This window comes from Rhizobium etli CFN 42, assembly GCF_000092045.1.
Taxonomy (GTDB): Bacteria; Pseudomonadota; Alphaproteobacteria; order Rhizobiales; family Rhizobiaceae; genus Rhizobium; species Rhizobium etli.
This window is the reverse complement of the sequence record NC_007762.1, coordinates 147,841-161,756: the sequence shown is the minus strand read 5'-3', so window position 1 is coordinate 161,756 and position 13,916 is coordinate 147,841. Positions and strand designations below refer to the sequence as shown.

The 13,916-nt window shown below is 62.5% G+C and carries 10 protein-coding genes; 1 reads left to right on the top strand and 9 read right to left on the bottom strand.

Annotated features, from left to right (window positions below; translation table 11 throughout):
* Positions 1-58 precede the first annotated feature (58 nt).
* The 9 genes from RHE_RS34125 to RHE_RS33790 form a co-directional block, all read right to left on the bottom strand.
* On the bottom strand, positions 59-466 hold the full coding sequence (locus tag RHE_RS34125; protein ID WP_011427431.1) for a hypothetical protein: 408 nt from the start codon (positions 464-466) through the stop codon (positions 59-61).
* Positions 463-822, bottom strand: coding sequence for a hypothetical protein (locus tag RHE_RS21810; protein ID WP_011427430.1), 360 nt, complete (start codon positions 820-822; stop codon positions 463-465). Before RHE_RS21810 ends, RHE_RS34125 begins: the two co-directional genes overlap by 4 nt.
* Positions 819-1,703, bottom strand: coding sequence for a DUF7007 domain-containing protein (locus RHE_RS21805; protein WP_011427429.1), 885 nt, complete (start codon positions 1,701-1,703; stop codon positions 819-821). Before RHE_RS21805 ends, RHE_RS21810 begins: the two co-directional genes overlap by 4 nt.
* Entirely contained in the window at positions 1,700-2,176 is a 477-nt protein-coding gene (locus tag RHE_RS21800) for a hypothetical protein (RefSeq protein ID WP_011427428.1), read from the bottom strand. The genes RHE_RS21805 and RHE_RS21800 overlap by 4 nt, the downstream gene beginning before the upstream one ends.
* Positions 2,177-2,270: 94 nt before the next feature.
* Positions 2,271-4,013, bottom strand: a complete 1,743-nt coding sequence (locus tag RHE_RS21795; protein WP_011427427.1) for a ParB N-terminal domain-containing protein — start codon at positions 4,011-4,013, stop codon at positions 2,271-2,273.
* A gap of 566 nt (positions 4,014-4,579) precedes the next feature.
* Positions 4,580-9,679 (bottom strand): DEAD/DEAH box helicase family protein, encoded by a 5,100-nt coding sequence (locus RHE_RS21790; RefSeq protein WP_011427425.1) that lies wholly within the window; start codon positions 9,677-9,679, stop codon positions 4,580-4,582.
* A 146-nt stretch (positions 9,680-9,825) separates the two neighbouring features.
* Entirely contained in the window at positions 9,826-10,431 is a 606-nt protein-coding gene (locus RHE_RS21785; RefSeq protein WP_011427424.1) for a DUF1419 domain-containing protein, read from the bottom strand.
* Positions 10,432-10,495: 64 nt separating this feature from the next.
* Positions 10,496-11,527, bottom strand: a complete 1,032-nt coding sequence (locus RHE_RS21780; RefSeq protein WP_011427423.1) for a DUF3991 and toprim domain-containing protein — start codon at positions 11,525-11,527, stop codon at positions 10,496-10,498.
* A gap of 196 nt (positions 11,528-11,723) precedes the next feature.
* Positions 11,724-11,900: a hypothetical protein gene (locus RHE_RS33790; protein ID WP_042119556.1), complete on the bottom strand. Its 177-nt coding sequence runs from the start codon at positions 11,898-11,900 to the stop codon at positions 11,724-11,726.
* Between the two features lie 763 nt (positions 11,901-12,663).
* On the opposite strand from RHE_RS33790, the gene RHE_RS21765 reads away from it, so the two are divergent.
* Positions 12,664-13,830 carry an IS110-like element ISRel9 family transposase gene (locus RHE_RS21765; protein ID WP_011053406.1) on the top strand — a complete coding sequence of 389 codons (1,167 nt, stop codon included), beginning with the start codon at positions 12,664-12,666 and terminating at the stop codon, positions 13,828-13,830.
* Positions 13,831-13,916: the final 86 nt, after the last annotated feature.

Here is a 13,916-nt window from a genome sequence, read left to right as displayed (position 1 = left end):
ATGACAGGCGCCGCCGCCTCTCTCCGCCTTTCCGGCTCGCTGACGTCAAGCGCTCGGCCTATCGCTTGACCGGCTTCGGCAACCGGTAGGATTGCAGCCAGGTCGGACCGTGCGAGTTACGAATACCGCGAAGCAGACCACCGTCATCATGCGGCGGCCCGCCCATCCAGGCGTTGTTGAGGATCGATTTCCAGCGCCGTCCGTGCCTGGCGGCATAGGCATGAAGTGCTGCTTCCTGTTCCAGCGTCAAAGGCGGCAGGGTTTCGCGTGTGCGACGAAGGGCGCGCGTTTTTGGCCTAGGATCCACCCGTGCTTCCCTTAGAGCGATCAGCCGCCTGAGTTCCGCGACACCTGCCTTGAGGCAGGCTTCGCCTTCGAGGTGATGGAACTGCCGCCAGAAAGCGGTTCGCTCCGCCGGTGATGCGCCGATACCTGCTCTTCGCTCCAGGTCTCCGATCGTGCTCATGGCTTCCTACCTCCCGGGCCGGTAGCGGTCACGACTGTGCCGTCGGAACCGGCTCTCGCCCGCAGCGCCGCGATTGCCGCATCCTGTCGGGCGAGTTTTCTCGAAAGCGCGTCGATTTCCGGCTGACGCTCGGCGGTAATCGCTGCCAGATTGGCCCGGTAGCGTTCGAGAAAGACGCCCGGCTCGGGCGCCTTGCCGCGACGATATCCGAAGTGACGGCGACCAAGCTGGGGAATGATCGTCGTCATGCGTCGCGTGATCTGCCGGTCGATCAGATCGAGCTGGTGCTGGGTCTGCCGTCGCGCCGATTCCATTCTGGTAAACTGCGCGGCGCGTTGCTCGGGATTGGACATCATGCCGCCCTCCCGCGCCATGCGGCGAAGCTGGAGGAACCCTCATAGATGGCATGCCGTGTCTCATCGATGATGAATCCGAAGCGGCCGACCACATACTCGTCGCTCGGCACCAGAAACCGGCGCTCTTCCACTCGCTCGCCGCGCGTGCCGCCGATGGTGGCGATCACCTCGGTCATACCAGGATGATGGTCCGAACGAAGTGCCGCGATGACGATCCAGTCGCCGAGATGTTCCCGTGCGAACGCCTGGGCGTCCTTCTCGTACGATTCGCCGGGTGCGAGCGACCGACCGAAGATCGTTTCCCAGGCATCCGGCCAGCTGTCGCGGATCGTCTTGTCGGCGCACTTGCGCTCATAGGTCGTGAACAGGTCGGGATACGTGAGGGCGACGATTGCCCAGGCGGCGTCCTCTTCATACCAGCCACCATCTGTCCTGAGCATCGGGTGGACCTTGGCATTGCGGGCGTCGGAGAGCCTGAAGCCGCCATGACCTGCCGTCGTATGACAGACAATTCCGTCCGCGTAGACGGTGGCGCCCTGCGACGGCCCCCATGGCGTGCTGCAGGTCACCCGGACGGTCTGGCGGGATAGCAGCCGCAGTTCCCGGCTGTGTCCGGCCTGTTCGATCATGCGGTTGCGGAAAGCGGCTTCGCCCTCGACAGAGCCGTGGTGCGAATAGAAATCATCGCGCTTCAGTTCGGAAAGCGGCCGTGACACGCGCCAGGCGCTGGCAAGAAAATACCGGCCATCCCGGGCGGGAACCAAAGCAAAGACGTGATCGCCGACACGCGCGACAGCCATGCCGTCGGCGCTTCTGCCGAACTCCGCCCCTGATGCGTCAGGGGCGGAGACTTCGAAGGATTGCGAAGGAAGCATAGTCATGCTGCAGCCCTCCCTTCGATATGATCGGCGGCGACCTCGTCGGCAGTCACCTCCTCGAGAATGGCGTGGGGATATCCATGCCGGCTGAGCCATTCCGCAGCCGCCTGCCGATGCGTTGCCAGGTGAACGAGTTCGGCATTGGCGCCGGGGCGATCGAAGATGCGAACAGATCCAAGGGTGGGACGCTCGACGACTTTGAACGTCAGGCCGCTGTCGAGCGAAAAGGTCCGGTGGATCCGGACGGTAATGATGCCATTTGCGCCGAGATTGCCTTCATGCAGCGTGAAACACGGTGTCAGGCTGGTGGCGCCGACGCCGCGCTTGCCTTCCTTGCGGATCAGCCGGCCTTGGCTATTGCGCGTTTGCCAAGCTGACAGCTTCTTCTTGTGGCGCTCGGGCGGCCGTGGGGTACCATCCGACCAGGCAACGGTGGAGCCGATCGGGGCGAGATCATAAATCAGAGACGCGGACATCGCATCCTCCTTCAAATTTTGCGGGTGGTGGAAACGAAACCGCCGCCGGGAGGACCGGCGGCGGAAGGTCAAGCGGAGAAGGACGGGGCGGCGGCTATTCCGCCGCGATGCCGTAGGCAGTTTCCTCCTCGTCGGAGGCCGCATTACTCACCAGGTCGGCGACGGGATCGTCATGTCCCGTCTCCATCGGATCGAGCCCGTCGACACCGATGCTCTCGCCTTCAGCACCGTCGCTATCGTCGCCCGCGACATCATCGGTGTGTTTCATGAGATCTGCGATGTCCTTCGGGTCAGGCGCAAACAGCGCCGCCCGAAGGACGAAGGCAGCATCGGCCGCGAAGTGGTCGACGAGTGCCGCGCGGGTTTCGCGGACTCGCGCCCGCGGGACGAGATTGACCGACTTGGCTGCGGCTTCCAGCGCCTGACGCGACAGGCACAAGAGGAAATCCTCTGTTCCCATGTTCGGAAGGAAACCGTCCGCGCCGATCGCGTCACCGGCAATGCGCGAGACGACGCCACTGTTCGACATGCCGCGCCGGCATGAGAGTACATCTATGAGAACGGAGCGGGCGGCGACACGCACGCTGTCCATGTCGAACGACAAGCTTCCATCCGCGGAATAGAGGCGCGCGACATGACGCTGGAAACGCTTCGGCCCGAACACGGTGTCGTTGGCGCCGGAATCGACCCGAACATTGGTGCCGGCGAAGGCCATGACCAGGAGCGCCATCAGCATGTCATCCTCGATCGGCGCCCGGGCGAGCGCCTCATGCAGCGCATCGGTACGGAAATCACCGATCATGTCCTGGCCCTTCTGCGTGACCTCGGGCCTGGTCTTGCCGACGACATTAATGTCGTCGTCGGGCTCCGTCGAAGCGTCACCGGCGGGGCCGGGTCGCCCATCGGTTTTCCTTGGCTCCGGCATCCGGTAGTGGACGCTCTGCACCTTGCCGTCGCGATCGAGATACATCGCGGTGCAATCGCCCTTGGCCGGCTTGCCGTAGATGCGTTCGGCCTTCTTGGGCAGGTCGGGCTGTCCCCAGTTGTTGACCTCGACGATTGCGCCCTTCTTCGGAAGGCTACTCGCCATCCACTCCTGCTGGGCGCCGAGGAAAGCCTCAACATTGGTGGTGTAGCGATTGTCCTGATCGGCCGGGCCGAACAGGTCCTCGGCCCACTCGATACCGTAAGCGAGGCGAAGATCGTCGCCGAAGCTTGCATCGCGAGCATACATGCGGGTTTTCGAGAGGCCGTTGGCGATCTGCCACCAGGCTGCCGTGTCGCCCTTCTTCGGCTTGTGGGCTTTCCAGACCTCCTTCTGCTCCTCGGACGATGCGGCCGCGATCGTCCTCAGTTGCTGCTCGTTGGGCATGTCCCCCTTCGCCATCTGGTCGAGCATGGAAGGCAGCACGTTGGCGAGCAGACGGAGCTTGCGGATCTGGCGGACGGGGAGGGCAAGCGCCACGGCGATCGCCTCCTCTGTCCAGCCGAGCGTGACCAGCCGCTCGATGCCCCGCCATTGATCGACCGGATTGAGCGGCTCGCGCGCGATGTTCTCGACCATCGAGCGCATGGCGCCGTTGTCGTTGGCCGCCTCGACGACGATCACGTCGATTTCCTCGATCCCGGCGGCGATCGCCATGCGGGTGCGCCGGTGGCCGGCTTCGATGACGTAGCCGTTGCCGCCTGCTTCCGGGAAAATGACTGGCGGCTGGATCACGCCGACGGCCTTGATCGTCGCCAGAAGCAGGGCGTCGGCCTGCGGCGTCGACTTCGACTGGCGCGTGTTATCTGGGTTGTCCTTCAGCGCACGCGGATCGACCTTCATCAATTGCATGGGATACTCCTTCTCGGGGATTGGACACGGCCCTCTGCCGGCCCTTCTCGCGTCTTCATTCTTTTCGAAGACAATTCCCGGACCGCGGAGCGGGCGGTCGGGTGCAACTGCGGCCGAGCATTGCTGCCACGAAGGACGAGCGGGTCTGACAGCCCTGCGAAGGACGAGTGGCCGGGATGCGGAGGCGGCGGTTGAGCGTCAGCGGCGACCGGCGGACTGCTCTGCGACCGGTTCATCTCCCTCTTCCTTCTTCTCTCCCCTGCTTGCCTCTCATTTCGGCGGCTGAAGCGTCGGCTTGCACGCGACTGGATATCGATCGGGATAAGATGGGAGATAAAAAAATGGGCCAGCGGAAACCGCGGCCCATGAAGTGTGAAGGTCAATAAACCTCCAGAGGGGAACAGCTGCTGCGGCGGAACTGGGAGGAAAGCCGCCATGTGCATCAGCTGTGTGCGTTATGCTTGATTTTTGACCACTTGGAAAACACTTTTTGTGCACTGCAGCTATGTGAATGCTGCAGCGCTTCCAAAACCAGAGCGGACGGAGGTCCGGCATGGCGTCGGACCTCAGGCCGCTTCCGAGGCGGATAAGCCCTCCTCGCGAGCCACGGCTGCAAGCGCCTCGTCGACGTCCCATAGCTGCCGGCGCTTCTCGGCGAGTTCTTCCGAAAACGCAAACAGGCCGCCCTTGCGCGAGCGGTAGGAGGCAAGGCGCCGGTGGGCGTCATACAGTCGATGGCGATAGCGTTCCTGCTCCTCGCCAAAACCCTCGAGCGCGTGCTCGAGGCGGGAGACGGCGCCGAGCGGCGTCACGGTCACCGGCAACTCGATCTCGTAGTCCGCGCCGGTGCGCTGAAGCAGGGTCGAATAGCGATAATCGTCACCCTTGCCGAACCGCTCACCGGAATAGACGAGATCGAATCCGCCAATCGAGGCGATGACGACTTCCTGCTCCTGCTGGAGCTGGACGAGGGTGAGAATTTCCTTCATCAGCGCACGGCCGGCGAGCTTCCGCTCGTGGTGAGCCTTGCCGACGATGGTCATGGCAAAGGCGTCGGCCGCGGTCGGAACGAGGCGGTCGATGTCCTTGCCGATTTCCATGATACGCCGCTCCGAGATCTCGATATCGCGTTCGGCGTCGCGGATCTGCCGGCGCACCGCATACTGATCGTCGTCATGCGCTGCGCGCAGCCGTTCAAGACGGGCAATGTCCGCCTCGAGTCCCGCCTTCTGCATCAATCGCTCGTCGCCGCTGGCAATCGCCTTTGCCATGGCGAACTGGTTGGCCGCCCCTTCGCCGAGATCTTCCAGCCGGCGGATCGATGTGTCGCCGGACAAGGCCGCGGCGATAAAGCGGGCCTTGCGTTCGTTGTTCTGCCACATGCTGGCGTCCAGCGAGCCTTGTGTGGCATAAGCGAAGATATCGACCTCGTCGTGCTGATTGCCCTGGCGCACGATCCGGCCCTCCCGCTGTTCGATCTGCGAAGGCAGCCAGGGGACGTCGAGATGATGCAGCGCCTTGAGACGGAGCTGGGCATTGACGCCGGTACCCATGGTGTCCGACGAGCCGATCAAGAAGCGGATTTTGCCGGCGCGGACGTCGGCGAATAGACGCTGCTTCGCCTCAGTCTTCTTGTAGTCCTGCATGAAGGCGATTTCGGATGCCGGAACACCCAGGCGCACGAGCTCATCCCTGATCCAACGGTAAGCGGAAAAACCGCGGCTCTTCTCGACATTTATTGTGCCGAGATCCGAAAAGATCATCTGCGCCGCACCTGAGAGATCGTAGGGCTTGCCGTCGGGTCGCACAAACGTGCTTTGCGACGTCTCCTGCCAAATGCGGAAGGCGTTCTGGACGAGCAGGTTGAGCTTGTTGTCCGGCTCGTTGTCATTGTCCGCGTCGACCAGGCGCAAGTCGATAGCGGCATGGCGACCGTCGGTGATGACGGAGAGCAGGATATCGTCGCCGGGCTGTGCCGGCCCCTCGCGCATCTCGATCGCCTTGATACGGGCGTCGAGGATCACCTGATAATTCTTGAAGGCCTGCGTCGGTTTCGCTGTCAGGATCTGCCGCCGACCGGTCGAGATATCAGGCACCTTGACGTAGTCGCGGAGATCCGCGGGCATCACCACATCGGCGAAAGACCGGAACATGGCGATTAGCTCAGGGACGTTGACGAAGGAGGCGAAGCGGCTGACGGGCTTGTATTTGCCGGATGGTTGGATCTCCAGTTCCGTCGTCGTGTCACCGAAGGTCGAGGCCCAGGCGTCGAATTCATGCAGGCCCCGTTCGGCCAGCGCCGCGTGGCCGAGCAGACGTTGAACCGAGAACATCTCGCCAAGCGTATTGGTGATTGGCGTGCCGGACGCAAGAACCAGAGCGCGGCCAGGATTCTTCGTCTCGATGAAGCGGGACTTGACGTAGAGGTCCCAGGCACGCTGCGATCCGTTCGGATCGACGCCTTTTAAGGTCGACATGTTGGTGGCGAAGGAAAGTTTTCTGAATTCCTGCGCCTCATCGACGATAATCTGGTCGACGCCGATCTCGGAAATGGTCAACAGGCCGTCCTTGCGCGTGGACAGCGCCTCCAGTCGTTCCTTCAGTCCCTCCTTGAGCCGCTCCAGACGCTTGCGGGAGACACGGTCCTCGCTGTCGACCTTGGTCAGCAACTCCTCGTAGAGCTCGAGCTCGTCCTGGATCATCTGCTGTTCGAACGCCGGCGGCACGGCGATGAACCGGAACGCCGAATGGGTGATGATGATCGCGTCCCACGTGGCGGTCGCCGCGCGGCTGAGGAAGCGAGCCCGCTTCTCCTTCGTGAAGTTCGTTTCGTCGGCGACGAGGATTCGTGCATTGGGATAGAGCGCCAAGAACTCGCGGGCCGCCTGCGCCAGGCAATGGCTCGGCACGACCACCATCGCCTTGGCGATCAGACCGAGCCGGCGCTGTTCCATGATCGCGGCCGCCATGGTCATCGTCTTGCCGGCGCCGACAGCGTGCGCGAGATAGGTAGAACCCGATGAGATGATCCGCCAGATGCCGCGTTTCTGGTGCCCATAAAGAACAAAGGCGCCAGAGGCGCCGGGAAGTTTCAGGTGCGAGCCGTCGAATTTTCGTGGGGCGATGTTGTTGAAGCGGTCGTTGTAGACCCGCGCCAGTCGGTCGGTGCGATCAGGATCGGTCCAGACCCAATTCTGAAACGCCTGCTTGATCTTCTGGAGCTTGTCGCGGGCGGCCTCGGTATCGACGACGTTCAGAACGCGCCGCTCACCATCGGCGTCTTTGAACACGTCGAAGATCTGCGGCACGCGGCTGTTCAGCGCATCGGCAAGCAGTTCGCCGGCGTGCCGGCGATCGGTGCCCCATTCGGACGTGCCTGCCGCCGTCCATCCGAGCTGCCGCGCCTCGACGGTCCAGGAGCCCAGTTCCGGCATGTGGTGGATCCTGATCTCCGCACCCATCGTCTCTTGCACGAACTCGACGATATCGGCAGCTGGAATCCAGGGCGCACCCAGCCGAGCAGTGATGTCCGAGGGGCGAAGGTCGACGGGCTGCACCGCCTGAAGCGCACGGACGTTTCGATCATAGGCAGCATCGAGGCCGGCGGCGGCTTCCGCAATCTCAAGCTTGGTGCGCACGGCGCCGGAGAGATAGGCGTCCGAAGTTTGCCAGGAGCCATCGGCCGGATCGCGAAAGATTGCGTCACCGAGCGCATCGAGAACCGCATCCGTGTCGCAATGCAGAAGCTCGGCGATATGATCGAGATCGAGCCGACCGCGCTCGTTGAGGACGACGGCCAAGGCATCGGCGGCGGAGGTGATGACGGGCGGGGAAGGGGGCGCGATGACGCGCTCGGAGAAAATCGGCCCGGGCCTGGCGGTATCGGTTTCGAGGTCATAGTCCTCGATGGAGGCGACCAGCCAGCAATCGGGGTCATCGCGGAAGGGCATAAGGTTCGGCTGGCGATGGGTTTCACGAACCTCGCCGGTCGTCTCATCCTCCATGATCGAAACAGTGGTGTGGTTGATCGGGCCAAAATCGCGGACGAAGCTCGACCAGGCGATGCGCAGCCGCACCTGCAGCTCGCGCCACGGCCGGTCCAGTTCCTGGGCTTTCAGGACGTCGCGCACGGCATCGCGGATCGGGATCAGTTTGCGAATGATCCGGACATGCTTTTCCGAAACTCCCTCGCCGCTGCGGGCCTTGCGCACCTGAACAGGAATAGGCTCGCCATCGACGACCTGCATGAGATCATGCCCAACATCGACAAAATAGCTGCCCTCGCGCACCATGGCGTTGTCGGGCCGGAGATCGACGATCTCGGCAAGCTCATCCTCCAGATCGATGTCGATGGCCGTCGGTTCGCCGTCATAAAGGCCTTCTGGAAGAAGCGCGATGGCTCCAGTCAGTGCCGCGTCGAGCTCCTCGTCGGCGCGTGGCCGGCACGTATAGGTCTCCCCGAACGGGCCGGAGGTCAGGGCATGATCGCCGAGAACAAAGTCCGGATGCTGCGCGAACCACCGGTTCACGCGGATCGCCCCCTCGTCCTCGGCAGCCGGTCGGACTTCCTCCAAGTCGAGCCACGAAACGTCGCCTTCCGGCTCGCCTGCTTTGCGCTTACGGAAGAAGAGGACGTCGACCACGACGTCGGTTCCGGCGTCGCGCCGAAAACTGCCTTCGGGCAGTCGGATCGCGGCGATTAGGTCGGCGGACTGGGCGATATGCTCGCGGGCAGTGCCATCCACCTTGTCCATGGTGCCGGCGCTGGTGACAAAGGAGGCCAGGGCGCCCGGTTTCAGGAGATCGATCGACCGGGCGATGAAGTAATCGTGCAGCCGAAGGCCCAGCGAACGATATTGCCGGTCGGAGCGAACGGTCCGGTCGGAGAAGGGCGGGTTGCCGATGGCAAGATCGTAGATCGCATTGAGGTCGGTGCGCGCGAAGTCTCCATTGATGATGCGCGCCTTCGGCTGGAGCTGTTTCACGATACGGGCCGTGACGGGATCGAGCTCGATCCCGGTGACGTAGCTCAGTTGGCGATATTGTTTCGGCATCAGCGCAGGAAAGAGCCCGGTGCCGATACCCGGCTCCAGCACGCGGCCGCCGCGCCAGCCGAGACGTTGAATGCCCATCCAGATTGCCCGAATGACGAATTCGGGGGTGAAGTGGGCATATTGGGTGCAACGGGCGAGCGACGCGTACTCGCCCTCGCTGACCGCTGTCTCCAGCGAGTTGCCGAGATCGTCCCAGCCTGCGCGGAAGTCGGGTTCTCCCGGCCGCCGGAACATGCCATTCGCAAGCTCACCGGCGCCGAAACCAGTGAAGCGGATCAGCCTCGCCTGCGCGGCCGGGGTCGCCGGCAGGTTCATCTTCTCGATTTCGTTTGCGGTGAGGATGGCCGCGACATTGATGCGTGCCCGCTCCTTCCACGTCGCGGCGAGCTCGCGGTCGCCATCGTCGAAATAGAAGTTGGTGCGCTGCCCTTGCTTTCGCGGGACCGGCCGGTTGGTCGCCGGCAGAGCCCGCGCCGGCGCAGGAGAGGGCGGGGTCGGGTTGGGCTCGTCGTCGTTGGCGGCGAAACCGCCGAACGCGGTGACGCCAAGACCAAGTCCTGATGACAAAGCGCTGCTACCAAACATATCGAGGGTGAAGGGATCGTTGCTCATCGAAAGCTCCTTGTAAGCGAGCGTCATCGATCTGCCGCAAGGGGCAGTCGAGGAACGCGAAGGGGGGGAAGGGGCCGCCGGCATGGGCTGCGCGGCTATTGCTGGCCGAGCGCCATTGCTTCGCGCCCGGATGCAATCGGAAACTCTCAAGCCGCGATAGGCGAGGGGAGGTGGCGCAGTTGTACCGGCAGCTTGGCGGCGATCTCGTCGTCGCTGAGGTCTTCCAGCAGCTTTAGGACGGCGCCGCCTTTACCGCCGTAGATCATCAGGGTGCGCTTGCCGCGCGAGGCCTCCGGCCAGCGCTCGCCCGCATAGCCGCGATAGTCGTCCGCCGTAGTGCTCCAGATGTGCTCGAGGCGTTCCGCGCGCGTCATGGCCCGGACCGGGGGGCTCTCGCGCTCGATAATCGCTAGGCGCATGGTCTCGACGGACGATTGATCGGCAAGGTCGCAATAGCCGTGAAAATAGCGGATCGCCTCGTCGATCCGGAGTGCGAAGAACACTGACGTCACCGAGCCGGTCAGGAACTCGCGCATCGCGAACATCGAACCGCGGATCCAGAGCGGCGGCAGGATTTCGAACATGTAGTCGTGCTCGGCCTCGCCGATCTCGAACCATTCGCCGGCATAGAGCGGCATTGCGTCGTCCTCCCAACGGTTCGGCCGCTGGAGATGACGGTCAAACATGCGGAACATCTGTGGTCGGCTTGCGACGCCCTGGAAAACTTTTCGGATTGCGGGAGAGGGGTTCATCTGCAGCTCCTTCGGAGGTTTCGGACCGAAGCGCGGCACTGTCCTCTCGACCTTGCCTTCCTCTTCAGCCCTTCATGACCCCTTCGCTGCCGCCGGCATCGCGACCGTCAGCGTCAAGGGCCGGTTCCGCCGGGCGAAGCCTCCCTTGACGCAGGCGGCGCGCATGCGGCACGCCTCCTCCTTCCATCCTTTCCCTCTTTTCCTTATCCCTGATCTTCAGGGTTTCGTTCCAGTCATCTTCCGGCGGCCGAAGCCGTGTCCAGTCGCAGCCGGCATCGTCGGCAAGCGTCCGCAGCCGTTCGGCAAACATGTCGCCCTGCGGATTGGCGTCCGTCGCCGCTACCATCTGGACGCCAGTTTTCGCGGCCAGCTCCCGCAACGCTGCCTCCGTGGCCGGCGACCATCCCCCGCCGGTGCTGAAATAAAGCGTGCCCTCCCGCAAACCCTCGATCGCCGCGAGGCTCATGGCATCGATCGCGGCTTCCGTGACGGCCAGGCGCGAAGCGCTGTCCGAACCGAAACGGAAAAGAACCTTGGTTCCTCCGGATGCAAAACCCCGGTATTGCGGACCCCGCGCTTCCCAGCCGGTCAAGACCCCCGCCTGGTCTCGGTGCGCCGCCCACATGCTGCCTTGCGGACCCTCTCGCAGAAGGTCAGCTTTAATCGCCGCTTGCAGCACGTAAGTTGGCACGTGGCGCTCGCCATTGAGGTATCGCCATGACGCGGAACCTGGCCACAGACGACGGCGGGTCTGCCAACGATCGGAAAGGGATAGGTCGCATCTCTCGCCATCTTTCGCGGGCTGCCACTCCGGCTCCGTGATCCGAAACCCGACGAGAGCCGCGACCCGCTCGGCGCCTTCGAGAAAGCCGACCCGATCGAGATGCTCGACGAGCCGGAACACATCGCCTTTCGCGTCGGACAAAGGATCGAACCATCCGCGTCCTTCATAGGTGACGATGACGATCTCGCCGCCGCGGCGGAATTTGACTGCCCGCCGTGTGCTTTCCTTCGCGTCTATTGCAAACCCGGCATGCTCAAGCACCGCCGCACAGCTGACCAGCTCGCGCAACGCTTCTATCTCTCTTCTCTTCATTTTTCCTTCCGATCGCCCGGCGATCGGCCTCCATAGTCCTTGCCCGTCGGTTCACCGACGCCTTTCGGCAGGCCCCGAAGAGCAAAGACCGCAAGGGCGCGGCGCGCAATTGTCGGATCATGCAGGGTGAATTGGCCGCGGCGAAGCTTCCCTTGCGGCCTGCCGCTCGCAAGGGGCACACCCCTGAGGCGCCGGCTCAATGAGCCGGCCAGGGCATGTACTCATGCACGATCGCCAGATCATCGTCGGCATCGATCTCGTCGGAAGGAAGGACGCCGTATTCGCCGTCGACCTCGAACAGGGTGACCGGGACCATCAGGTCACGGGAGAGCTGGAAGGCGTGGGACTGAGCGAGAGAGAGATCGTGCGACATTTAAGAGGCTCCTTCGGGAGCGGGCCAATTCCCGCTCGATGGCTCCTCAAAAGGCACGGGGTCCGGGCGCGATCACCGCGACGCGAAGCGGAAGCGGCCGCAGCTTGCTAGCGGACCCCTCGCGGGTTGATCGTGGAAGATCCGGAACCGGGCCAGGACGCCATCACAGACAAGCGGGATTGGCTTGCTTCCGTTTGAGCACCATTTGCCGCACGATCCTCGAGCTTGGTGTCAGGTCGTCGCGTTCCCCGCGGCCGATTACTCGTGTCTTCGATTTAGCGGGGCACGTTGTTGGCTACAGGTGACTGCTCAATGTCGATCGGAGTGAGACCCATTGGTCTTTGCAATGGCTTCCTCAACCGACTTTGCTTCGAGTAAGACAAGCGCATGTTCCAGGCAAAGCTCGATTTCGGTGACGCTCTTACCCTGCAGTAGGGCGATTTAGGCGACGGTTTTGCCTCGAGCAACCCAGCGCAGGCACGTCATTTCCAACGGTGGCAGCATCCGTGTCTTCATATGTTATTACGTCATAACTGTGGCGGGGAAGTTGGAATGTCCGCCGTTGTGCAAAGTAGAAATGTCCGCGAGGTTGCTACGCGGCACACCGATCAGCCCCGATCTGAGCGGCTGATACCGGTTGCAAGAGCAGATCGGGGCGGGTGAGAGACACCCCTTCGGCTTTAGATCCCATGAGGAGTGAACAGCGGCCGCCGCTCTGGCAGAGTGAGGTTGCATCAAAACACTCGCTCAGGAGGAGCAGTTTATGGAACCTGCATCCATTCATCCGACCGCTGTCCGCATTGATCTTGGCGCAATTTTTGTATCATTGGAACTGAGCCGATCGACCTGGTTGATCACTTCGCTGTCGCCTGGCAGTGGCGAGAAGATGTCGAAGCACGTAGTGGCCGGTGGCAATGTAGCCGAGCTGCTGGATCGATTTGAGCAGCTACAACAGAAGGCGCGGTTGAGAACAGGGAAGTTATTTCCCATCGTGACGATCCAGGAGGCAGGATTGGACGGCTTCTGGATACACCGCGTGCTGGAGACTCACGGCATCGAAAGTTACGTCGTCGACGCAGCTTCGATCGCGACTTCCCGTCGACGTCGGCGTGCCAAGACCGACAAGATCGATGGAGAGGCTCTGACGCGCACATTGCTTGCATTCAAGCGCGGCGAGCCTCGCGTATGTGCGATGGTCAGAGCGCCAGATCCGAAGGACGAAGATCGACGTCGGATTTGCCGGGAACGCAAAGTTTTGATTGCTGAGCGGGTCAGGCATGTCAATCGCGTGAAGGGGCTACTCTTCGCTCAAGGCGTCAGCGGCTATCAACCGCTCCGTAAGGATCGCCGTCAGCGGCTGGAGGAACTCCAGACCGGAGATGGGCGCGAGTTACCGAAACACCTGAAGGCTCAAATCAATCGCGAACTCGACCGTCTCGAGTTGCTGCTAGAACAGATCGCTGCAGTGGAGAGCGAGCGTAATTCTCTCCTATCGATGGACGAGCAGCCAGCGGTTGAGGCAACCTCGCCCGCAGCGATGCTGCTGTCCTTGAAGGGTGTTGGCGCTGAATTTGCCGCCGTTCTTTGGACCGAAGCCCTGTCCCGGCATTTTGATAATCGGCGGCAGATTGCCGCCTATGCAGGTTTGACACCAACCCCATGGATGAGCGGGACCATCGACCACGAACAGGGTGTCTCAAAGGCAGGAAACCCTCGGCTGCGCACCACGATGATCCAACTGTCTTGGTTGTGGCTACGCAATCAGCCAGCATCAGCGCTTAGCCGTTGGTTTGTGGATCGGGTTCAGTCGAATGGTGGACGCTTAAAAAAAGCCGCGATAGTGGCCCTGGCGCGCAAACTCCTTATCGCACTGTGGAAGTTTGTCACCGCGGGTGTTGTCATCGAGGGGGCTGTCATGAAGACCGCCTGACGACCCCAAAAGATTGCCGAATACACAAATCTTCCAGGACTGATCACTCCTGGCGGATCCAGGTGAGCGAACCGCCTCAAAGTCGG

What these genes read in the sequence shown, in the direction of transcription:
- RHE_RS34125 (WP_011427431.1), bottom strand. Translation starts at nt 466, where the DNA reads ATGAGCACGATCGGAGACCTGGAGCGAAGAGCAGGTATCGGCGCATCA.
- RHE_RS21810 (WP_011427430.1), bottom strand. Translation starts at nt 822, where the DNA reads ATGATGTCCAATCCCGAGCAACGCGCCGCGCAGTTTACCAGAATGGAA.
- RHE_RS21805 (WP_011427429.1), bottom strand. Translation starts at nt 1,703, where the DNA reads ATGACTATGCTTCCTTCGCAATCCTTCGAAGTCTCCGCCCCTGACGCA.
- RHE_RS21800 (WP_011427428.1), bottom strand. Translation starts at nt 2,176, where the DNA reads ATGTCCGCGTCTCTGATTTATGATCTCGCCCCGATCGGCTCCACCGTT.
- RHE_RS21795 (WP_011427427.1), bottom strand. Translation starts at nt 4,013, where the DNA reads ATGCAATTGATGAAGGTCGATCCGCGTGCGCTGAAGGACAACCCAGAT.
- RHE_RS21790 (WP_011427425.1), bottom strand. Translation starts at nt 9,679, where the DNA reads ATGAGCAACGATCCCTTCACCCTCGATATGTTTGGTAGCAGCGCTTTG.
- RHE_RS21785 (WP_011427424.1), bottom strand. Translation starts at nt 10,431, where the DNA reads ATGAACCCCTCTCCCGCAATCCGAAAAGTTTTCCAGGGCGTCGCAAGC.
- RHE_RS21780 (WP_011427423.1), bottom strand. Translation starts at nt 11,527, where the DNA reads ATGAAGAGAAGAGAGATAGAAGCGTTGCGCGAGCTGGTCAGCTGTGCG.
- RHE_RS33790 (WP_042119556.1), bottom strand. Translation starts at nt 11,900, where the DNA reads ATGTCGCACGATCTCTCTCTCGCTCAGTCCCACGCCTTCCAGCTCTCC.
- RHE_RS21765 (WP_011053406.1), top strand. Translation starts at nt 12,664, where the DNA reads ATGGAACCTGCATCCATTCATCCGACCGCTGTCCGCATTGATCTTGGC.